Annotated in this window: 17 protein-coding genes; 11 read left to right on the top strand and 6 right to left on the bottom strand. The window is 72.6% G+C overall.

Features of this window, described 5'->3' with window-relative positions; genetic code table 11:
* Nucleotides 1-222: 222 nt before the first annotated feature.
* Nucleotides 223-912 carry a GntR family transcriptional regulator gene (locus tag RZ84_RS26930; protein ID WP_043266524.1) on the top strand — a complete coding sequence of 230 codons (690 nt, stop codon included), beginning with the start codon at nucleotides 223-225 and terminating at the stop codon, nucleotides 910-912.
* Nucleotides 913-1329: 417 nt separating this feature from the next.
* Here RZ84_RS26930 and RZ84_RS26935 read toward each other — a convergent pair whose 3' ends face one another.
* A complete protein-coding gene (locus RZ84_RS26935; protein WP_043270927.1) occupies nucleotides 1330-1611 on the bottom strand; it encodes an HPr family phosphocarrier protein in 282 nt (93 codons plus the stop codon).
* 199 nt (nucleotides 1612-1810) lie between these two features.
* Between RZ84_RS26935 and RZ84_RS26940 the strand changes: the two genes are divergently transcribed.
* From RZ84_RS26940 to RZ84_RS26955, 4 genes are all read left to right on the top strand, one after another.
* Nucleotides 1811-4810 (top strand): bifunctional acetate--CoA ligase family protein/GNAT family N-acetyltransferase, encoded by a 3000-nt coding sequence (locus tag RZ84_RS26940; protein ID WP_043266526.1) that lies wholly within the window; start codon nucleotides 1811-1813, stop codon nucleotides 4808-4810.
* Nucleotides 4811-4848: 38 nt separating this feature from the next.
* Nucleotides 4849-5442: a DUF5998 family protein gene (locus RZ84_RS26945; protein WP_043270929.1), complete on the top strand. Its 594-nt coding sequence runs from the start codon at nucleotides 4849-4851 to the stop codon at nucleotides 5440-5442.
* Nucleotides 5442-6632 carry an alkaline phosphatase family protein gene (locus RZ84_RS26950; RefSeq protein ID WP_043266528.1) on the top strand — a complete coding sequence of 397 codons (1191 nt, stop codon included), beginning with the start codon at nucleotides 5442-5444 and terminating at the stop codon, nucleotides 6630-6632. The genes RZ84_RS26945 and RZ84_RS26950 overlap by 1 nt, the downstream gene beginning before the upstream one ends.
* 89 nt (nucleotides 6633-6721) lie before the next feature.
* A complete protein-coding gene (locus RZ84_RS26955; RefSeq protein WP_043266530.1) occupies nucleotides 6722-7411 on the top strand; it encodes a thymidine kinase in 690 nt (229 codons plus the stop codon).
* A gap of 66 nt (nucleotides 7412-7477) precedes the next feature.
* Here the strand turns inward: RZ84_RS26955 and RZ84_RS26960 are convergent, their stop codons facing one another.
* Nucleotides 7478-8251 carry a VOC family protein gene (locus tag RZ84_RS26960; RefSeq protein WP_043266533.1) on the bottom strand — a complete coding sequence of 258 codons (774 nt, stop codon included), beginning with the start codon at nucleotides 8249-8251 and terminating at the stop codon, nucleotides 7478-7480.
* Between the two features lie 252 nt (nucleotides 8252-8503).
* On the opposite strand from RZ84_RS26960, the gene RZ84_RS26965 reads away from it, so the two are divergent.
* A complete protein-coding gene (locus RZ84_RS26965) occupies nucleotides 8504-9343 on the top strand; it encodes a sulfurtransferase (RefSeq protein WP_043266535.1) in 840 nt (279 codons plus the stop codon).
* A 113-nt stretch (nucleotides 9344-9456) separates the two neighbouring features.
* On the opposite strand, the gene sepH is transcribed toward RZ84_RS26965, so the two are convergent.
* Nucleotides 9457-10527 carry a septation protein SepH gene (gene sepH / locus RZ84_RS26970; protein ID WP_043266537.1) on the bottom strand — a complete coding sequence of 357 codons (1071 nt, stop codon included), beginning with the start codon at nucleotides 10525-10527 and terminating at the stop codon, nucleotides 9457-9459.
* 497 nt (nucleotides 10528-11024) lie between these two features.
* Here sepH and RZ84_RS26975 point away from each other — a divergent pair, with 497 nt between their 5' ends.
* Complete coding sequence (locus RZ84_RS26975; RefSeq protein WP_043266539.1) at nucleotides 11025-12236, top strand: hypothetical protein; 1212 nt, start codon at nucleotides 11025-11027, stop codon at nucleotides 12234-12236.
* A 127-nt stretch (nucleotides 12237-12363) separates the two neighbouring features.
* Here RZ84_RS26975 and RZ84_RS26980 read toward each other — a convergent pair whose 3' ends face one another.
* Nucleotides 12364-13704, bottom strand: coding sequence for a D-arabinono-1,4-lactone oxidase (locus RZ84_RS26980; RefSeq protein WP_043266541.1), 1341 nt, complete (start codon nucleotides 13702-13704; stop codon nucleotides 12364-12366).
* A gap of 446 nt (nucleotides 13705-14150) precedes the next feature.
* Nucleotides 14151-15437, bottom strand: coding sequence for an MFS transporter (locus RZ84_RS26985; protein WP_043266543.1), 1287 nt, complete (start codon nucleotides 15435-15437; stop codon nucleotides 14151-14153).
* Between the two features lie 169 nt (nucleotides 15438-15606).
* Here RZ84_RS26985 and RZ84_RS26990 point away from each other — a divergent pair, with 169 nt between their 5' ends.
* Both RZ84_RS26990 and RZ84_RS26995 read left to right on the top strand, forming a co-directional pair.
* Nucleotides 15607-16761 (top strand): ferrochelatase, encoded by a 1155-nt coding sequence (locus RZ84_RS26990; RefSeq protein WP_043266545.1) that lies wholly within the window; start codon nucleotides 15607-15609, stop codon nucleotides 16759-16761.
* Between the two features lie 54 nt (nucleotides 16762-16815).
* Nucleotides 16816-17631, top strand: coding sequence for an inositol monophosphatase family protein (locus RZ84_RS26995; RefSeq protein ID WP_043266547.1), 816 nt, complete (start codon nucleotides 16816-16818; stop codon nucleotides 17629-17631).
* 83 nt (nucleotides 17632-17714) lie between these two features.
* On the opposite strand, the gene RZ84_RS39935 is transcribed toward RZ84_RS26995, so the two are convergent.
* Nucleotides 17715-17888, bottom strand: coding sequence for a hypothetical protein (locus tag RZ84_RS39935; protein ID WP_198540056.1), 174 nt, complete (start codon nucleotides 17886-17888; stop codon nucleotides 17715-17717).
* 305 nt (nucleotides 17889-18193) lie between these two features.
* On the opposite strand from RZ84_RS39935, the gene RZ84_RS27000 reads away from it, so the two are divergent.
* Nucleotides 18194-18847, top strand: a complete 654-nt coding sequence (locus RZ84_RS27000) for a response regulator transcription factor (RefSeq protein ID WP_043266549.1) — start codon at nucleotides 18194-18196, stop codon at nucleotides 18845-18847.
* A 6-nt stretch (nucleotides 18848-18853) separates the two neighbouring features.
* Complete coding sequence (locus tag RZ84_RS27005) at nucleotides 18854-20116, top strand: sensor histidine kinase (protein WP_043266551.1); 1263 nt, start codon at nucleotides 18854-18856, stop codon at nucleotides 20114-20116.
* Nucleotides 20117-20265: the final 149 nt, after the last annotated feature.

A 20265-nucleotide genomic window follows, 5' to 3' on the forward strand; every position in this document is an offset into this window, starting at 1 on the left:
GGGGCTCTGCCGTATCCGCCGCGTCCGGTGTACCCGCCGCATCCGCCGTCCCGTAGTGCCGGGTGTCCGGCCAGACCACCGACCACTGCACTGTCCGACGCGCCGGCCAAAAAATATCGATAAATTCACGGGATCCGCAGGAAACTTCGCCGTGGTCGAATAGAGTCGGGGAAAGGCGCCGATAGGCGGCGTTTCCAGGGGAATACGGCGGAGGCACGGACGATGCGAGGCCACATTTCCGCGCATGCGGTGTGCACAGCGATTCGCGACGATATCGTCTCCGGCGTGCTCGCGCCGGGAAGCCGGCTGATCGAGGACATTCTCGCCGCGCGTTACGGGGTCTCCAGAGTCCCGGTCCGTGAAGCGCTGCGTACCCTCCAGTCCGAGGGCTTCGTCACCACCCGCCACCACGCGGGCGCCTGCGTCGCGGAACCCACCGAGCAGGAGGCCGCCGACCTCCTGGACATCCGCGCCCTCCTGGAGCCGATGGGCGCCGCCCGCGCGGCCGTCCGCCGCAGTTCCGCCCACCTCAAGGTGCTCCGCGGCCTGGTGCGGCTCGGCCGGGAGCGCGCCCGGCACGGTCATCCCGCAGACCTGCGCCAACTGGACGGCTGGTTCCACGAAACGCTCGCCCAGGCGGCCGGCAGCCCGAGCCTGACGGCGCTGCTCACCCAGCTGCGGCGCAAGATCGAGTGGATGTACGTCGTCGAGCCGACGGCCCGGGTCGCCGACGCCTGGGACGAACACGGCGCCGTACTGGACGCGGTGGCGCGGGGCGACGCCGAACGGGCCCGCGCCCTGATGACGGCCCACATCGAACGCTCCCTTCCGGTGCACCGGCTGCGGCGCCCCACTGCGGCAGCGGTGAGCGATTCGAAACAGCCCGTCAACACCGCGCGTGCGCGGAATTAACACACGGGCCGTATACAAAGAGATGTGGAATGGCTCTCGTGCGGGTCGTAATGAATCCCGTGCGGGGTCGGAATGCGTTTCTGTATTTCCGCGGGCGTGCCGGGACGGGTGAGGCGCGTCCGGTATATTCTGCTGTTTTTCGCCCGAGGTGCTCGCTGAATCTTGGGAGGCGGCATTTCCCGTGAGCTGATTTTCCGCGTCCGTCGATCCTGGGTGCGCGATTCCCGTATTCGCCGGCGGTCCAGTGATGGGCCGGAGGACCCGTCATGCCCGCCCCGTGTGCTCAGTGACGGACCGCGGACAGCGAAACGGCCCCGTCGCGGCAACCGTGTCCGGTCGTCGTGGCGGGGCCGCATCGGCGGAAGTCCCGGCGGGCCCGGCAGGTACGAGCGGGTCCGCGGTGGTCTTCGAGGGGGCTCAGACGGTCTCGGGGAGCTCCTCCAGGCCGTCCGCGACCAGCTTCGCCAGGCGGTCGAGCGCCGCCTCGGCGCCGTCGGCGTCGGAGGCGAGCACGATCTCCTCGCCACCCTGGGCGCCCAGGCCCAGCACGGCGAGCATGGAGGCCGCGTTGACCGGGTTGCCATCGGCCTTGGCGATCGTCATGGGGACACCGGACGCGGTGGCCGCACGGACGAAGATCGACGCGGGGCGGGCGTGCAGGCCCTCGGCCCAACCGACATTGACGCGGCGCTCAGCCATGATGTTGCCCTTCAAAGTCGTGACTGTTGTCTAGACCAGTCTCTCACGCTGCGGGGGGTGCTCCCACAGCCCTTCGTCCTGACCTCCCGGTCCGGCTCCCGGCCCCATCTCCTGGCCGTTCGTTCCGCCGGAGACGGGCCATGCGACCGAGCGTACGCACGCCGGGTCGGTTGTCAGTGCCCGGCCGTACGCTGTCGGCATGCAGACGCCGCCTGATCATGCGTACCCGACCCACTGGGAAGCCGATGTGGTGCTGCGCGACGGCGGGACGGCACGCATCCGCCCCATCACGCCCGATGACGCCGAGCGGCTGGTCTCCTTCTACGAGCAGGTCTCGGACGAGTCGAAGTACTACCGCTTCTTCGCGCCCTATCCCCGCCTGTCCGACCGCGACGTCCGCCGTTTCACCCACCACGACTACGTGGACCGCGTCGGCCTGGCCGCCACCGTGGGCGGCGAGTTCATCGCGACCGTCCGCTACGACCGGATCAACGACCAGGGCCTGCCTGCCCAAAGCCCCGACGACGACCAGGCCGAGGTCGCCTTTCTGGTCCAGGACGCCCACCAGGGGCGCGGTGTCGCCTCCGCCCTCCTGGAGCACATCGCGGCGGTTGCCAGGGAGCGCGGCATCCGCCGGTTCGCCGCCGAGGTGCTGCCCGCCAACTCCAAGATGATCAAGGTGTTCACGGACGCCGGCTACACCCACAAGCGCACCTTCGCGGACGGCGTGGTCCGCCTGGAGTTCGACCTCGAACCGACCGAGCAGTCCATGGCCGTGATGCGCGGCCGGGAGCAGCGCGCCGAGGCCCGCTCCGTCCAGCGGCTGCTCGCCCCCGGTTCGGTCGCCGTCATCGGCACCGGCCGCGCCGGCGGCGTCGGCCGCACCGTGCTGCGCAACGTCCTGGACTCCGGCTTCACCGGCCGCCTGTACGCCGTCAACCACGCCTTCCCCGAAGGCCGGCGCCTCCTGGAGCCCGAGGGAGTCCTCGCCGCCCGTACGCTGCGCGAGATCACCGAGCCGGTCGACCTGGCCGTCATCGCCGTCCCCGCGGCCGGCGTCCCCGACGTGGTCCGCGACTGCGGCGAACACGGCGTCCAGGGGGTGCTGATCCTCTCCTCCGGTTACGGCGAGGCCGGCCCCGAGGGCCGCGAGCGGCAGCGCGCGCTGCTCCGTCAGGCCCGCTCCTACGGCATGCGCCTCATCGGGCCCAACGCCTTCGGCCTGATCAACACCGCCCCCGACGCCCGGCTGAACGCCTCCCTCGCCCCCTGGATGCCCGGCGCCGGCCGGATCGGCCTGTTCACCCAGTCCGGCGCCATCGGCATCGCTCTGCTCAGCGGACTGCACGCGCGCGGCCCCGGCGACGGGGGTATCGCGGGCATCTCCGCCTTCGTCTCGGCCGGCAACCGCGCCGACGTCTCCGGCAACGACCTCCTCCAGTACTGGTACGACGACCCGGACACCGACGTCGCGATCCTCTATCTGGAGTCCATCGGCAACCCCCGCAAGTTCGCCCGGCTCGCCCGCCGCACCGCCGCCGTCAAACCGGTCGTGGTGGCCAAGGGCGCCCGGCACACCGGCACCGCCCCGCTGGGGCACGCCGTCCCCACCGTCCGCATCCCGGACAGCACGGTCGCCGCCCTGATGCGCCAGGCCGGTGTGATCCGCGTCGACACGGTCACCGAACTCATCGACGCCGGGCTGCTGCTCGCCTCCCAACCGCTGCCCTCCGGCCCGCGCATCGCCATCCTGGGCAACGCCGAGTCGCTGGCGCTGCTGGCGTACGACGCCTGCCTCACCGAGGGGCTGCGCCCGCAGCGCCCCCATGTGCTCGCCTCCGACGCGACCCCCGAGGACTTCCGCGCCGCGCTCGCCGAGGCGCTGGCCGGCGACGGCTGCGACGCCGTCGTCGTCACCGCCATCCCGTGGGTGGGGGAGGAGGCCGTCTTCTCCCCGGGCGGCAGCGGGGAGGGCGCCTCACTGGCAGCCGCCCTGCGTGCCGCGGTCGCCACCGACCCGGGCAAGCCGGTCACGGTCGTCCATCTCGCGATGGACGACCTCGCCGAGGCCCTCGCGGCACCGCCCGGCTTGCAGGAGCCGGTGGCCCCCGCCCCGGACGACGGGCCGTCCCGCCCGGAGACGCCCGAGCGGTCCCCGGAGCAGCCGCCCGCACCGCCCCGTCCGACCCCCCCCCCGATGCCGCCGCCCCCCCCGGCCCCCTCGTCCGCCCCCGGTCCGCCGGGCCCGCCGCCGGTCCCGGGTGCCCGGCAGGCCGCCCCCGAAGCCGAGGCGCCCGTCGCGCCCCGCCCCCACCCCGCCCTCATCCCCGCCTATCCCGCCGCCGAGCGTGCCGTCCGCTCGCTGGCCGAGGCCGTCCGGTATGCGGCCTGGCGCCGGTCGGCTGCCGAGCCGGGCCGGGTGCCCGAGTACGAGGACATCCAGGAGGCCGCGGCCGGCGCCGACGTCGAGCGGCTGCTGGACCAGCTCACCCAGGGCGTCGCCCCCGGCCGCTCCGTACGGCTGCCGTCCGCCGACGCGGAGGCCCTGCTCGCCCGCTACGGCATCCACGTCCGTCCCGCCCTCCCGGCCCCCGACCCGGACACCGCCGTCCGCGCCGCCGCCCGGATCGGCTATCCGGTCGCCCTCAAGACCACCGCCCCCCATCTGCGGCACCGGGGCGACCTCGGCGGCGTCCGCCTCGACATCGCCGGCGAGGCCGAACTCCGCCGTACGTATGCCGAATTGACCGATTTTCTCGGTTCCTCCCAGGAGCTGCAACCGGTCGTCCAGGCGATGGTGCCGCGCGGTGTCGACACGGTCGTCCGGGCCGCCATCGACCCGGCCGCGGGCGCCGTGCTCTCCTTCGGCCTGGCCGGTGCGCCCTCCCAGTTGCTCGGCGACATAGCCCACCGATTGATTCCGGCCACCGACCGCGAGGTCAGCGAGCAGATCCGGTCGATCCGCAGCGCACCGCTGCTGTTCGGCTGGCGCGGGTCCCAGCCCGTCGACACCGCCGCGCTGGAGGAGCTGCTGCTGCGGGTCTCCCGGCTGGTCGACGACCACCCCGAGGTGGTCGGCGTCGACCTCGAACCGGTCGTCGTCGCCGCGCACGGCCTCGCGGTCCTCGGAGCCGCCGTCCGGATCTCCAGGCCGCCCGCCACCACCGACCTCGGCCCCCGCCGGCTGCCCGTCTACTGAGGCTCTCGCGGCTCGGTACGCCCCGTAAGATGGACCCCATGGCTAAGACCGGTACGACGACCCAGGGGCTGCGCGCGGCGATCGAGCGCAGTGGCTATTACCCGACGCTCGTGGCCGAGGCGGTGCAGGCCGCGGTGGGCGGCGAGCCGGTCGTGTCGTACCTCGTCCATCAGGAGACGACGTTCGACGCCAACGAGGTCCGCCGCCATGTGACGGTCCTGGTCCTGACCGGCACCCGCTTCATCGTCAGCCACACCGACGAGCAGGCCGCCGACGCCACCTCCCCGTCCCCGTACGCCACGACCTCCACCGAGTCCGTCAAGCTCGGCCGGATCTCGTCCGTGGTGCTCAGCCGCGTCGTCGCCAACCCCGAGTCGTACACCCCCGGCCAGCTGCCCCGTGAGGTCGTGCTGACCATCGGCTGGGGCGCCGTCGCGCGCCTCGACCTGGAGCCCGCCAGCTGCGGCGACCCCAACTGCGACGCGGACCACGGCTACACGGGCTCGTCCACCGCCGACGACCTCTCCCTGCGGGTCAGCGAGGCCGGCGACGGCCCGGACTCGGTACGTGAGACCCTCGCCTTCGCCCAGGCGCTCTCCGAGGCCACCGCGGCCACCACCAGCCCCCGCTGATGGCACACGCCGCTCCCGCCTGGCCGGAACCGGAACCGCTCGACCCGCTCAGCGCCCCGGTGCCCCCGTACGGCACCGGCTCGCTCGCCGATCTGCTGCCCGCCATCGTTGCCGGGCAGGGTGTCCGCGACCTCGTCACCACGATGGAGCTGGCCCCCGCCGACCGGGCCTGCGTCTTCCTGGTCGACGGCCTCGGCTGGGAGCTGCTGCGCTCCCACCCGGACGAGGCGCCGTTCCTCACCTCCCTCCTGGGCACCTCGTTCAACGGCACCGGCCGCCCGTTCACCGCCGGCTTCCCCGCCACCACCGCCACCTCCCTGGCCTCGGTGGGCACCGGCCTGCCACCGGGCGCCCACGGCCTGCCCGGATACACCTGCGAGGACCCGGCCACCGGCGCGTTGATGAACCAGCTGCGCTGGCGCCCGTGGACCGATCCGCATGCCTGGCAGCCGTACCCGACGGTCTTCCAGCTCGCCGACGCCGCGGGCATTCACACCTGCCAGGTCTCCGCACCGGACTTCGAGCACACCCCGCTCACCAAGGTCGCGCTCAGTGGCGGCACGTTCCACGGCCGGCTCTCCGGCGAGGAGCGGATGGACCTCGCCGCCGAGCAACTGGCCGCCGGCGACCGCTCGCTGGTCTACACGTACTACTCCGAGGTGGACGGCAAGGGCCACCGCTACGGCGTCGACTCCGACGCCTGGCGTGGCCAGTTGATGTACGTCGACCGGCTCGCCCAGCGGCTGGCCGAGCAACTCCCGCCGCGCAGCGCCCTCTACGTCACCGCCGACCACGGCATGATCGACGTCCCGTTCGACCCCGACTCCCGGATCGACTTCGACGAGGACTGGGAACTGCGTGCCGGCGTCCGCCTGTTGGGCGGCGAGGGCCGGGCCCGGCACGTGTACGCCCACCGGGGCGCCGCCGCCGATGTCCTGGCCGTCTGGCGCGAGGTGGTCGGCGACCAGATGTGGGTGGCGAGCCGCGAAGAGGCCATCGCCGCGGGCTGGTTCGGTCCGCGCGTCGACGACCGGGTGCGCGGCCGGATCGGCGACGTGGTCGCCGCCGCCCACGCCGACATGGCCATCATCGCGACCGAACGGGAGCCCCATGAGTCGCAGATGGTCGGTCTGCACGGCTCGATGACCGCAGTGGAGCAGCTGGTGCCGCTCCTGGAAGTCCGTACCTGACCCGCACGGCCCGCCCGACCCGGTCCGCCCGGCCCCGTCCGCACGCCGCCCGCCCCTTCCGTACGAGCCCGAAAGGCCCGCCAACCCCCATGCCCGAGCTGGTGTTCTTCTCCGGAACGATGGACTGCGGAAAGTCGACACTGGCGCTGCAGATCGAGCACAACCGCTCGGCCCGCGGCTTGCAGGGCATGATCTACAGCCGCAACGACCGGGCCGGCCGCGGAAAGCTTTCCTCCCGTCTCGGCCTGGTCACCGAGGCCGTCGAGGCGGGGCAGGACCTGGACTTCTACGCCCATGTCGTCGGCCACCTGAGCTCCGGCGGGCGGGTCGACTACGTCATAGCCGACGAGGCGCAGTTCCTCACCGCCGAACAGGTCGACCAACTCGCCCGCGTCGTCGACGACCTGGCACTGGACGTCTTCGCCTTCGGCATCACCACCGACTTCCGCAGCAAGCTCTTCCCCGGCTCCCAGCGGCTGGTCGAACTCGCCGACCGGATAGAGGTCCTGCAGGTCGAGGCGCTGTGCTGGTGCGGCGCCCGCGCCACGCACAACGCCCGTACCGTCGACGGCCGGATGGTCGTGGAAGGCGCACAGGTCGTGGTCGGTGACGTGGTCGGGGACGCCGCCGGCGACGGCGCGGAACGGCCGCAGGCGGAGGTCGGCTACGAGGTGCTGTGCCGGCGCCACCACCGCCGCCGGCAGACGTCGGCGACCGCCCGGGCGGCTGCGCTCTCCCCGGACGTCCTGCCGGTCGACGCAGCGGGCCCGCACAGCTAGCCACCGGCCTGTCGGGCTGGCCCCGGCGGGGCGGCGACGCGGTGCCCTCGACCGGTGCCGACCCGCTCAGTGCTGCTGGATGATCGTGAAGACAGCGCCCTCGCTGTCCGCCACCGTCGCCAGCCGGCCGTGCGCCGAGTCCCGTGCCGGACGCAGCACACGCCCACCCAATTCGGTGACCCTGCGGGCCGCGGCGTCGGTGTCCGACACGGCGAAGTACGTCATCCAGTGCGGCCCCCGGTCACGCGGCAGGGCGTTGCCGACACCGTGGATGCCCGCCACCGGCTTCCCCTTGATGTGCAGCGTCAGGTAGTCGAAGTCGGCCGAGACCACGGCTTCCGGCTCGAAGCCGAAGACATGCTCGTAGAAGGGCCCGACGGAGTCCGTGTCCTGGGTGATCAGTTCGTTCCACACCGGGGTGCCCGGCTCCCCGCTGACCGCGGTGCCCGGCATCGACTTGCCCTGCCAGATGCCGAAGATCGCCCCCTGCGGGTCGGAGCCGATCGCCATCCGCCCCGCGTCGTCCGCGTCCAGCGGTCCGACACCGACCGTGCCGCCACAGCAGCGGATCTGCTCGGCGGTGGCATCCGCGTCGTCGCTGGCCAGATAGGTGGTCCAGGCGACCGGGAGATTCCGGTCGGGCGCCAACTCGCCGACCCCGGCCACTTCCAGGCCGTCGAGGAAGGCGCGGGCGTACGGACCGAAATGCTGCGGTCCCGGGCGGAACTCCCAGCCGAAGAGCGCGCCGTAGAACTCCTGCGTCGCGGACAGGCTGTGTGCCAGGAGGCTCACCCAGCAGGGCGCGCCGGGCATCCGCCGGGCTGCTGCCTCGGTCGTCATCGTCACTCTCTCCTCGGAGCATCAGGTGCTGGCCATGTGCTGCGGTACGGGCGCGGGTCCCGAGCAGATGCTCGCACCCTGTGACCTGCTGTGCGCCCCGGCCGCGCCGTCCATGGCGCGTTCGCGAGGGAGAATGCCCGTTTTGATATCTCTCGTCCATTTCGGTGGCGTTACGCCGCCGCGTAACTCCGCCATACGGAGGGTGGGCACCCGCCTTCTGTACGTAGCCGTCGCTACGCAAGGATGAGGCCCATGAATGCCATCATCACCGCTACCGAACTCGCGAGCGAGTTGGCGGGTCCCGCCGCTCCGCTGCTCCTGGACGTGCGCTACCAGGTGGGCGGCCCGCCCGGTCGCCCCACGTACGAGGCCGGTCACCTGCCCGGCGCGGTCTATGTGGACCTCGAAGGCGAACTGGCCGGGCCGCCCGGCCCGGCCGGCCGGCATCCGCTCCCCGACCTCGCCGTCTTCACCGCCGCCATGCGGGCTGCAGGCGTCACCGCCGGCCGTCCGGTGGTCGTCTACGACGGCGGCCAGGGGTGGGCCGCGGCCCGTGCGTGGTGGCTGCTGCGCTGGGCGGGTCACCCGGACGTGCGAGTTCTCGACGGCGGGCTTGCCGCCTGGCGGGCGTCCGATGGCGCCATGAGTGTCGACAAAGTGACTCCGCCGGTTGGTGACTTCACCCCCGCCCCCGGGGCGATGCCGCTGCTGACGGCGGACGAGGCGGCGGCGCTGGCTCGCCGCGGCGCCCTCCTGGACGCACGGGCGGGCGAGCGCTACCGGGGCGAGGTCGAGCCCATCGACCGGGTCGCGGGCCACATCCCGGGCGCGGTGTCGGCCCCGACGACCGAGAACGTCGCCGACGGCAGCACGGTCTTCCGTGACGCCACCGAACTCGCCGAGCGGTTCGCCGCACTGGGCGCCACCGCGGACGCCGAGGTCGGCGTCTACTGCGGCTCCGGGGTCTCCGCGGCCCACCAGGTGCTCGCCCTCGCGGTCGCCGGCATCCCGGCCGCGCTGTACGTCGGTTCCTGGAGCGAATGGTCCGCCGACCCGTCCCGGCCCATCGCCACCGGCCCGCAGCCCGGCTGAGCCCCTGCCGGGGCTCGCGGCGGGCCCCGTACGACGGCGTCCGCCCGCCCCCTGGAAGCAGGGGACGGGCGGGCGGGGACTTCCTCGGCGGGCATGGGCGGCCCGCTCCCGCGCTACTCGGGCTTCTTGCGCCGGGTGCCGAAGACGATCTCGTCCCAGCTGGGCACCGCGGCCCGGCGCCCGGGGCGCACGCCGTCCGCCTCGGCCTGCCGGTCCGTCGTCCCGGTGAGCCGGTCGCGGTGGCCGGCGACCGCCCGAGGCATGAGCACGTCGGCGTACGCGGAACCCGCGCCCGCGCTCGCCGCCGGGGCGGGCGGTTCCTCGACCTCGGCCTCCGTCGGTTCCTCCTGCTGCTGCGGCGTCTTGGCGGTCTCCGGCACGACCATGTCGCCACGGAAACTCGGCACCGCCTCCAGCAGGCTGGTCAGCGAATCCCGCTCCCGCTCGCCGGTGGCCTCCTCGCCGTCCCGCGACTCGTCCCGCTCCTCACCGCCGGACGGCGCGGTGCGGTCGCCGCGATCGGGCATCTGGCGGTCCAGGGCGCGGTCCAGCGGGCGGTCGCGCGGCAGCCGCGCGATACGGGGCACGAACGGGAAGCTCGGCTCGGGGGTGTCGTCGCTCTCGCCGATCAGCGCCCGCGCCTCGTCGTCCACGGCCTGGACGAGCCGCCGCGGCGGGTCGTACGTCCATGTCGCCGAGCGCGGTTCGCCGGCGACCCGGTAGACCAGCAGCACCTCCCAGGTGCCGTCGTCGCGGCGCCAGGAGTCCCACTGGGCGCTGTCCTTGTCGGCGCCGCGCAGCAGCAGCCGCTCCGCGACCGCCTCGCCGAGCTGCGGACCGTTGTTCTCGCCGGGCCGCCGCACCGGGGTCTTGCGCGCCCGCTCGGCCATGAACGCCCGCTCCGCGAGCACCGGCCCCTCGAAACGGCGTACCCGGTCGACGGGGATGCCGGCGAGCTGAGCGACCTCCTCCGCGGAGGCACCGGCTCGTATCCGCGCCTGGATGTCCCGCGGGCGCAGGTGGCTCTCGACTTCGATCTCGATCTGGCCCAGACGGGCGCGGTCGTTGCGGACGGCAGCGCGCAGCCGCTCATCGATCGGAAGCGTGTACTCGGTGCTGTCCGCAGCTTTGAGCACCAGCCGTGTGCCGTCGTTGGAGACGGCCACGACACGCAGTTCGGGCATGGGGACCTCCCGGGTGGTGCCTGCCGACGTCACGTGCGTCGCTGCTTCCGCTAGTCGAGTGTGGCCTGCCCGGGTGCAGCCTGCCACAACATTGCCGAGTTGCCCGGCGTGTCGGGGCTTGGCCCAGAAACGCCGTTATGACACGGTTACCAGTTCGCAACGCTCAGTGACCATGCCGCTTGCCCTGTCACCGATCACCCGTGCCGAGCGACGGCGCCCCAGGGAGGGGTGCCACCTTCAGGGCCCCTCCCGCGGGTCCGGGCAGCCGGACGGGAACCGGGGCCAGGGCTCGCCACAGTACTCCATTCGGGCCACCGAGGTGGACCGCCGCGCCGCCGAAGTTCTCGTAAGCCAACGGAGTTGAGTCGCCTTGTCGACCTCTCTACCTGCAACGACGGTGTCGAGTTTCACAGATTCCCCAGATTCGGAACTATTGACTCCGCCACTTGGTCACTTCTCCATGCAATATGGATCTAAGGGGCGATCAAAGGTAGGAGATGGACGAAAAAACCGAAACCGACACGAAGAAGAAAGAGAAACGGATAGACCTGAGCCTCGCCCAGGTCTCCGGTAGCGCCCTCGCCGCAGCCGTCGCCGCGTACCTCGCGGGTCAGCTCAGCTTGTACGGAACCATGATCGGCGCAGGTGTCGTCAGCGTCATCGCCACGACCGGCGGTTCCATATTCCAGCACCTGTTCCGGCGCACCGGCGAACAGATCAAGGAAGCAGCCGTCACCACACGGCCGAAGCCACGCCGTTTCTCCACCCCTCGACCCAGATCCACCACCGGGCAGGCGGATCCCGCCGGCCCCACCAGAGTGTTGCCCACCTTCGACAAGCAGGGCGCGGAGGACACCGTCACCTCCGTAGCGCGTAAGCCCGGCCCCGCCGCGGCCCGTACGCAGCTCATCCCGCGCGCCGAGCAGGCGCGCCGCCGCGACCCCGCCCACGCCCACCCGGCCGACGACCCCACGCGCCTGCTGCGCACCCTCGGCCGCGACGCCACGCGCGCACCGCGCCCGGCGAACGGCGCCGGCCGGGCGGGGGACACCGACGGCACCGACCGGACGCAGCTCGTCCCGCGCCTCGACGAGCGGACCGTGGCCCTGGGCCAGGCCGCTCCCCGGGAAGCCGCGGCGACAGCCGTACTCCCGCAGGCCGGCGGGCCCGGCTCCACGGTGGCCGACGAGGAGGAGAACACCGCCACATACGGCACCCGGCTGCGCGGCTGGAAGCGGCCCGCACTCGGCGCGCTCGCCGTGTTCGTGCTGGCGATGGGCGCCGTCACCGCCACCGAACTGTTCACCGGTGAGACGCCGAGCGGCGCCCAGGGCACCACGGTCGGCAACCTGACCACCGGGTTCATCCCGCACCGGCCCAGCACCCCGGCGCCGACCCCCGGCCACTCCTCCGGAAGCGGCAAGGACGGCGGCAGCGGTGCGCCGTCACCGGGCCCGAGCCGGTCCGGCGACACCGGCACCGGCGGTGGGACGGACCGCGGTACGCCTTCCCCGTCGACGACGCCCTCCGACCGCGGTTCCGACTCCCCGAGCCCCGGTACGTCCTCGTCCGCGAAGCCGTCACCGAGCCACTCCACCGGCACCGACGGCGGCAGCGGCGACGACTCCAAGGGCGGCGCGACCCCGGGGCACCAGCAGAGCCAGAAGAACCCCGACACCCAGCAGTCGCCCGTTCCGAAGAATCCCTGACGAAGGATCGCCCCCCTCCTGAGGGGCGGACCACCGCACCTGGTGGACCGTCCTTCGGCCGTGGCCCGGTGCCCCATCAAGGGACGCCGGGTCACCGCCGTCACGGGGCGGCGGGAGACCGCACCGCTCAGTCGCCCAGGACCTGGCGCAGATACCCGTTGGTGAACCGGCGTTCCGGGTCCAGCCGGTCGCGGAGCGCGGTGAACTCACCGAACCGCGGATAGACCTCGGCGAGGTAACTGGCGTCGCGGGTGTGCAACTTGCCCCAGTGGGGGCGCCCGTCGTGCGCCGTCATGATCCGCTCGGCGGCGGCGAAGTACGCCTGGTACGGCGTCCCTCGGTACATGTGCACCGCGATGTACACGGTGTCCCGGCCCGAGGCGGTGGACAGGGCGATGTCGTCGCCCGGCGCGGTCCGCACCTCCACGGGGAAACTGACCCTGAGGTCCGACCGCTCCATCATCGTCTTGAGCTGCCCCAGAGCCTCGATCGCGGCCTCCCTGGGCAGCGCGTACTCCATCTCCACGAAGCGCACTCGCCGCGGCGAGGTGAACACCTTGTACGGGATGTCGGTGTACGTACGGGCCGACAGCGCACGGCTGGAGACCTTGGCGATACCCGGGATCGCGGCCGGTACCGCCCGGCCGACGGCGCAGGCGACCTGGAACACCCCGTTGGACAGCAGCTCGTCCTCGATCCAGCCGCTCACCCTCCCGGGTGGCGCCGCCGGGCCCTGACTGCGGTTGTTGCGCTTGGTGTTGCAGTTGCCGGTGTGCGGGAACCAGTAGAACTCGAAGTGCTCGTTCTCGGCGACCAGTTCGGCGAAGCGGTCGGTCACCTCGTCGAAAGGCATCGGCTCCTCACGGGCGGTCAGCAGGAACTCCGGCTCCACGGCGAAGGTCAGCTCACTGATGACGCCGAGTGCACCCAGGCCCAGTCGGGCCGCGGCGAAGACGTCCGGGTTCTCCTCGGCGGAGCAGCCGAGGACCGAGCCGTCGGCGGTGACCAGTTCCAGAGCGGTGATCTGGGCCGCGATCGAGGCGGAGTCGCGGCCGGTGCCGTGGGTGCCGGTGCTGGTGGCCCCGGAGACGGTCTGCTCCATGATGTCGCCCATGTTGGTCAGCGACAGTCCGTGCGCGGCCAGCGCCCGGTTGAGGTGCTTGAGCGGGGTGCCGGCGGCGACGGTCACCCTCCCGGACTCGCGGTCGATCCTGCGTATGCCGGTGAGCCGGTCCGGGCGGATCAGCAGCCCGTCGGTGGCCGCGGCAGGGGTGAAGGAGTGCCCGGTGCCGACCGCCTTGACCGTCAGCCCGTCCGCGGCGGCGGCGCGCACCGCGGCGGCCAGCTCCTCGGTGCTCGCCGGTGCTGCGACCCGGGCGGGGCGGGCGGTGACGTTCCCCGCCCAGTTGCGCCAGGGCCCTCCCGATCCGCGTCCTCCCGTGCCGCCGATGACATCGGTGACCGCCATGGTGACGTCCCCTCCCCTCTGTGCGGGTCGGCCGGGTTCGACCGTTGTTGGTGTCAGCGCATGATGTCAGTCACCGACACGACATCCAGGCGGGGTGACGGGAATCACACCGCTGGGGAATCGGCTGCAATCGTCCGGCTCCTGGACATGTCGTACCGACGGTAACTCGGAAAGTTGGCCGGGATGTTGCCGGGGCCGCCCCCCAGGGGACCGGGCGGGAGCATGAGCGCGCACCAGCTGGAGACGGGCCTCGCGGGTGACACGCGAACTCGTGGAGCAGAGGGGTGCGTCGGTTTCACCGTGGAGCAGAGAGGTGCGTCGGTTTTCTGACGGTGCAGAGAGGGGCGTGCTGGAGCAGACGCGATGAAGCAGAGAGGAGTGCCGGTGTCGCCAGCTCCCTGGGGTCGCTTCCCCCCGGAAGCAGCTTCTTCGATTTCTTCGATGAGTCAGCTCGTCCGCGACGGGTCGTGCCGCTCGTCGGCCGGGACTTCCACCAGGGACGGGATGCCGCTGGCCGCCGGGGTGGACGGGGGCGGCGCGGACCGTGGGCGGAGCCGGCGGTAGCCGGCGACTGCGACGAGGGCGGCGAGTACGCCCGCGGTCAGCGGTACCAGATAGGCGCGGTCGGCGCCGGCGGCGTCCACCACCCAGCCGGCCGCCGAGGAGCCGAGCGCGACCCCCACCGCCAGGCCGGTGCTCGTCCACGTCATGCCCTCGGTCAGCTGCGCACGCGGCACATGCTCCTCGACCAGCGCCATGGTCGTCACCATCGTCGGCGCGATCGACAGCCCCGCCAGGAACAGCGCGGCGGCCAGCAGCGTCAGCGATCCCGTCAACGACGCCACCGCCTGGAGCGGAGCCATGCTCACCGCCATCGCCGCGACCCCCACCAGCCACCGGCGGGCAGGATGCCCGGAGAGGTGCAGCAGCCCGAACACCGCACCGGCCACGCACGACCCGAGGGCGTACACCGCGAGCACCAGGCTCGCCGCGGCCTTGTGGCCCTGCTCCTGGGCGAACGCGACGGTCACCACATCGATCGCCCCGAAGATCGCGCCGGTCGCGACGAACGTCCCCACCAGCACCCGCAGCCCCCGGGACCGCAGCGCCGACCCCCTGGCGTGCTGCTCCCGCGGATGCGGCACCGGCTCCGTCGTACGCTGCGCGGTCAGCCAGAAGACCCCCGTGGCCAGGAATACCGCGGCCAGCAGCGGCCCGGCCTCCGGGAACCAGGCAGTGGACAGGCCGATGGACAGGATCGGGCCGACGATGAAGCACATCTCGTCGACGATCGACTCCCACGAATACGCGGTGTGCAGCTCGCGCGGGGCGCCCCGGTACAGCTCCGCCCAGCGGGCCCGGACCATCGAGCCGACGCTCGGCACACAGCCCGCGCACGCCGCGAAGCAGAACAGCGTCCAGTCCGCCCAGCGCTGCTGAGCGCTGAGCAGCAGCCCGGCGATCGCGGTGAGCGACACCAGGGTGGCCGGACGCAGCACCCGCCGTTGGCCGTGCCGGTCGACCAGCCGGGAGATCTGCGGGCCGATCAGGGCCGCCGACAGTGCGATCGTCGCGGACAGCGCCCCCGCCAGGCCGTAGCGGCCGGTCAGCTGGGACACCATCGTGACGACGCCGATGCCCGTCATCGACAGCGTCATGCGGCCCAGCAGCCCGGCGGCGGAGAAGGACTTGGTGCCGGGGCGGCCGAAGATGGCGCGGTAGGGACTGGGCAACGGGGGTGCTCCGCCAGGTGAGGACCGAAACTCGGTAAGGAACGTCTGTGGCCGATACAGCTTACGGGCGAAGGGGTGCCCGGCGCCTCCCGATTTCCGCCGGGTTCCGGCCGGCCACACCGGGGGCCTGGCCCCTCGTATCCGGGGCCGGGGTGGGAGGATCGGAGGCATGCCCGAACAGCGCGATCCCCGCCCCTTCGACGCCTTGCTGCTGCTGTCCTTCGGAGGACCCGAGGGACCCGAAGACGTCGTGCCCTTCCTGGAGAACGTCACCCGTGGCCGCGGCATCCCCCGTGAGCGCCTCAAGGAGGTGGGCCGGCACTACTTCCTGTTCGGCGGCGTCAGCCCCATCAACGCCCAGAACCGGGAACTCCTCGACGTGCTGCGCAAGGACTTCGCCGAACACGGCCTCGACCTGCCCGTCTACTGGGGCAACCGCAACTGGGCGCCCTACCTGACCGACACCCTGCGCACCATGGTCACCGACGGCCACCGCCGTATCGCCGTCCTGGCCACCAGCGCCTACGCCTCGTACTCCGGCTGCCGGCAGTACCGCGAGAACCTGGCCGACGCGCTCGCCGCCCTCCAGGCCGAGGGCCTGCCGGTACCCCGGGTCGACAAGCTGCGGCACTACTTCAACCACCCCGGCTTCATCCGCCCGATGATCGACGGGGTGCTGGCCTCCCTGGCCGAACTCCCCGAGGACGCCCGGGCCGGCGCCCACATCGCGTTCACCACGCACTCCATCCCCACGGCGGCCGCCGACACCTCCGGTACGCCGGCCGAGCACACCGAGGGCGGTGAGGGCGGCGCCTACGTGGCGCAGCACCTGGACGTCGCGCAGGTGATCGCCGACGCCGTACGGGACGAGACCGGCGTCGCCCACCCCTGGCGGCTCGTCTACCAGTCGCGCAGCGGCGCCCCGCACATCCCGTGGCTGGAACCCGACATCTGCGACCACCTGGAGGAGCTGCACGGCGCCGGCGTCCCGGCCGTCGTCATGGCGCCCATCGGCTTCGTCTCGGATCACATGGAGGTCAAGTACGACCTCGACACCGAGGCCACCGCCAAGGCCGCCGAACTGGGACTGCCGGTCGCCCGCTCGGCCACCGTCGGCGCCGACCCGCGGTTCGCCGCGGCCGTCCGCGACCTCCTCCTGGAGCGCGCGGCCACCGAACGGGGCGCCACCCCTGAGCGCTGCGCCCTGGGTACGCTCGGCGCCGGGCACGACCTCTGCCCCCTCGGCTGCTGCCCCGCCCGCGCCCCCCGCCCGGCCGCCGCCGGCGCCGACTGGGAGGGCCCCGTCGCCCAGGCTCCCGCGTAACCCCCGTCGCCCAGGCCCCGTACGGCCCCGTCCCTCGCCCGAGCAAGGAGCATCGTGCCCGACCCGCAGCACCCCGACCCCCTCCGCGACGAACTCCTCGAACTGGCCCTGGAAGCCGCCCGCCGCGCCGGCACCCTGCTGCGCGACAGCCGCCCCGCCGACCTCGGTGTGGCCGCCACCAAGACCAGTCCCATCGACGTCGTCACGGAGATGGACCTCGCCTCCGAGAAGCTGATCACCGACTTCATCGGGGAGCACCGCCCCGACGACGGCTTCCTGGGGGAGGAGGGCGCCGGTGTGGAGGGCACCAGTGGCGTCCGCTGGGTCATCGACCCCGTGGACGGCACCGTCAACTACCTGTACGGGCTGCCCTCCTGGGCCGTGTCCATCGCGGCGGAGCAGGACGGCGAGACGGTGGTCGGGGTGGTCGCCGCCCCGATGCGCCAGGAGACCTACCAGGCCGTCCTGGGCCGCGGCGCCCGCCGCAACGGCGAGCCGATCCGCCACCGGCCCGCCCCGCCGCTCTCCCAGGCCCTCGTCGGCACCGGCTTCGGCTACCTCACCGAGCGCCGCGCCGCCCAGGCCGAGGTCGCCCGCGCCCTGATCCCGCAGGTCCGCGACATCCGGCGGGGCGGCTCGGCCGCGATCGACCTGTGCGACGTGGCCTGCGGCCGGCTCGACGCCTACTACGAGCGCGGGCTGAACCCCTGGGACTTGGCGGCCGGCGTGCTGATCGCCACCGAGGCCGGCGCGCTCACCGGGGGCCGCCCCGGCAAGGCCGCCTCCCACGAGCTGACGCTCGCCGCCTCACCGGACCTCTTCGCCGAGCTCCAGCCGCTGCTCGACGGCCTCGGCGCCTGGCACGACTGACCCGCTCCGCGGGCGCACAGGACAGCGCCCCGGCACCATCGCTGGTGCCGGGGCGCTGCCGCGGTTCGTGCCGGGCCGGGGAGTCAGGCGCTGATGGCGCCGTAGCGCACCCCGTGCTCGGTCGCCAGGCGCTGCAGGTCCTCGAGCTCCGCCTGTTCCACCTCGGCGAGGTGGTCGTCGCCCGTAGCGCGGGCCCGGTCCAGATCGGCTTCGGTCTTCTCTATGCGCTGCAGAATGCCTGCGGTGAACGCGTCCATGTGCGCCCCCTCGTCGTGGGTCGGTGGCACGGGGGTGTGCCGACGGGTGGGTCGATCACGGCGTGGTCCCTGCGGGTGGGGATCGTGGCATGACGCCGGTACAGGGCGTGATCGCGGGTGTGCAGACGTCCTCCCCACGGGCATCCTCAGGGAAACCTCAACTCGCCCGGGAATCCTCGCGTCCGCCCGCCCGCACCCCCTCCAGGCCCCTCTTACAGCCGGTTTATGGCTCTTCGGGGCAGGATGGAAGAGCTCTGGACATTGTTGTGCCCTGCTCATGAGGGCCGTGAGGAAGGACTAGCGACGTGCGTGTTCTCGTCGTCGAGGACGAGCAGCTGCTCGCCGATGCGGTGGCCACCGGACTGCGCCGGGAGGCCATGGCCGTCGACGTGGTCTACGACGGCGCTGCCGCGGTGGAACGGATCGCGGTCAACGACTACGACGTCGTCGTGCTCGACCGCGACCTCCCACTCGTCCACGGAGACGACGTCTGCCGCAAGATCGTCGAGCTGGGCATGCCCACCCGCGTCCTGATGCTCACCGCCTCCGGCGACGTCAGCGACCGCGTGGAGGGCCTGGAGATCGGCGCGGACGACTACCTTCCCAAGCCGTTCGCCTTCACCGAGCTGACCGCGCGGGTCCGCGCCCTGGGGCGCCGTACGACCGTCGCGCTGCCGCCCGTCCTGGAGCGCGCCGGCATCAGGCTCGACCCCAACCGCCGCGAGGTCTTCCGCGACGGGAAGGAGGTCCAGCTCGCCCCGAAGGAGTTCGCCGTCCTGGAGGTCCTGATGCGGAGCGAGGGCACGGTCGTCTCGGCCGAGCAGCTCCTGGAGAAGGCCTGGGACGAGAACACCGACCCGTTCACCAACGTCGTCCGGGTCACGGTCATGACGCTCCGCCGCAAGCTCGGCGAGCCCGCGGTGATCGTCACCGTCCCCGGCTCGGGATACCGGATCTGACCGGCGATGCCCTCCCTGCCCTCCTTCTCCAAGCCGGCCGCCCCACCGCCGCCGGCGCCGCCCAAGCCGGCCTGGGACCCCAAGCCGGTCAACGTCCGGCCCTTCCCGTGGCTGCGCCCCACCATCCGGATACGGCTCACGCTGCTGTACGGCGGCATGTTCCTGATGGCCGGCATCGTGCTGCTCACGATCATCTACATGCTCGCCGCCGCGGCGCTGCACGACGGCAGTGCGCTCCCGCTGAAGATCCTCGGCGGCAAGTTCCAGTCCACCAGTGACACCTGCGCGCTGCCCACCGAGACGTCCGGGCAGCTGCTCCAGGAGGCCGTCACCAACTGCCTGATGCACCAGCGCGCGCTGGCCCTCAACAGCCTCCTGAACCGCTCGCTGCTGGCGCTGCTCGGGCTGACCATCGTGGCCTTCGCCTTCGGCTACGCGATGGCCGGCCGGGTGCTGTCCCCGCTGGGCCGCATCACCCGCACCGCGCAGCGGGTGGCCGGCTCCGATCTGCACCGTCGGATCGAGCTGGGCGGGCCCGACGACGAGCTCAAGGAACTCGCGGACACCTTCGACGAGATGCTGGACCGCCTGGACCGCGCCTTCGAGTCGCAGCGGCGCTTCGTCGCCAACGCCTCGCACGAGTTGCGCACCCCCCTTGCCATCAACCGCACCCTGCTGGAGGTCCAGCTCGCCGACCCGGACGCGTCACCCGAGCTGACCCAGCTGGGCAAGACGCTGCTGGCGACGAACGAGCGCAGCGAGCAGCTGGTGGAGGGCCTGCTGCTGCTCGCCCGCAGCGAGAACAAGATCGTCGACAAGAAGCCGGTCGACCTGTCCGAGGTCGCCTCCCAGGCCGTCGACCAGACCCGCGAGGAGGCGCAGGCCAAGGGCGTGGAGCTGCGCGGCGTCCGGCAGCAGGTCTTCGTCCAGGGCAACGGCGTCCTCCTGGAGCGGATCGCGCTCAACCTCGTCCAGAACGCGGTGCGCTACAACGTCCCCGAGAACGGCTGGGTCGAGGTCACCACCGAGCCGCAGCCCGGCTGCGCGGTACTGGTGGTCTCCAACACCGGCCCGGTGGTCCCCGCCTACGAGGTGGAGAACCTCTTCGAACCGTTCCGGCGGCTGCGTACGGAGCGGACCGGCAGCGACAAGGGCGTGGGCCTGGGGCTGTCCATCGTGCGGTCGGTGGTGCGCGCCCACGACGGCACGATCACCGCCGAGCCGCGGGAGGGCGGCGGGCTCGACATGCGGGTGGTGCTACCGCTCTGAGGAGGGCCGCGGGGCCGCTGTACGGCCGCTGGAAGGACGCGCGGCCCGTCGGTCATCCCCGGGGCTACCGGCGCGTACGGTAGCCCTCCCGGTGGCCGTACACCACCCGCCTGTCGGTTTGACGAAGGGGCGGGGGGGCGGGGGTCCTT

Origin of the sequence: Streptomyces sp. CT34, assembly GCF_000805335.1 — a bacterium.
In the GTDB taxonomy this organism is placed as follows: Bacteria; Actinomycetota; Actinomycetes; order Streptomycetales; family Streptomycetaceae; genus Streptomyces.

Bases quoted from the DNA above. Each gene is read 5' to 3' on its own strand.
- RZ84_RS26965 (WP_043266535.1), top strand. From the start codon at position 8,504: ATGAATGCCATCATCACCGCTACCGAACTCGCGAGCGAGTTGGCGGGT.
- RZ84_RS26975 (WP_043266539.1), top strand. From the start codon at position 11,025: ATGGACGAAAAAACCGAAACCGACACGAAGAAGAAAGAGAAACGGATA.
- RZ84_RS26940 (WP_043266526.1), top strand. From the start codon at position 1,811: ATGCAGACGCCGCCTGATCATGCGTACCCGACCCACTGGGAAGCCGAT.
- RZ84_RS26945 (WP_043270929.1), top strand. From the start codon at position 4,849: ATGGCTAAGACCGGTACGACGACCCAGGGGCTGCGCGCGGCGATCGAG.
- RZ84_RS26990 (WP_043266545.1), top strand. From the start codon at position 15,607: ATGCCCGAACAGCGCGATCCCCGCCCCTTCGACGCCTTGCTGCTGCTG.
- RZ84_RS39935 (WP_198540056.1), bottom strand. From the start codon at position 17,888: ATGGACGCGTTCACCGCAGGCATTCTGCAGCGCATAGAGAAGACCGAA.
- RZ84_RS26930 (WP_043266524.1), top strand. From the start codon at position 223: ATGCGAGGCCACATTTCCGCGCATGCGGTGTGCACAGCGATTCGCGAC.
- RZ84_RS26955 (WP_043266530.1), top strand. From the start codon at position 6,722: ATGCCCGAGCTGGTGTTCTTCTCCGGAACGATGGACTGCGGAAAGTCG.
- RZ84_RS27005 (WP_043266551.1), top strand. From the start codon at position 18,854: ATGCCCTCCCTGCCCTCCTTCTCCAAGCCGGCCGCCCCACCGCCGCCG.
- RZ84_RS26960 (WP_043266533.1), bottom strand. From the start codon at position 8,251: ATGACGACCGAGGCAGCAGCCCGGCGGATGCCCGGCGCGCCCTGCTGG.
- sepH (WP_043266537.1), bottom strand. From the start codon at position 10,527: ATGCCCGAACTGCGTGTCGTGGCCGTCTCCAACGACGGCACACGGCTG.
- RZ84_RS26935 (WP_043270927.1), bottom strand. From the start codon at position 1,611: ATGGCTGAGCGCCGCGTCAATGTCGGTTGGGCCGAGGGCCTGCACGCC.
- RZ84_RS26950 (WP_043266528.1), top strand. From the start codon at position 5,442: ATGGCACACGCCGCTCCCGCCTGGCCGGAACCGGAACCGCTCGACCCG.
- RZ84_RS26980 (WP_043266541.1), bottom strand. From the start codon at position 13,704: ATGGCGGTCACCGATGTCATCGGCGGCACGGGAGGACGCGGATCGGGA.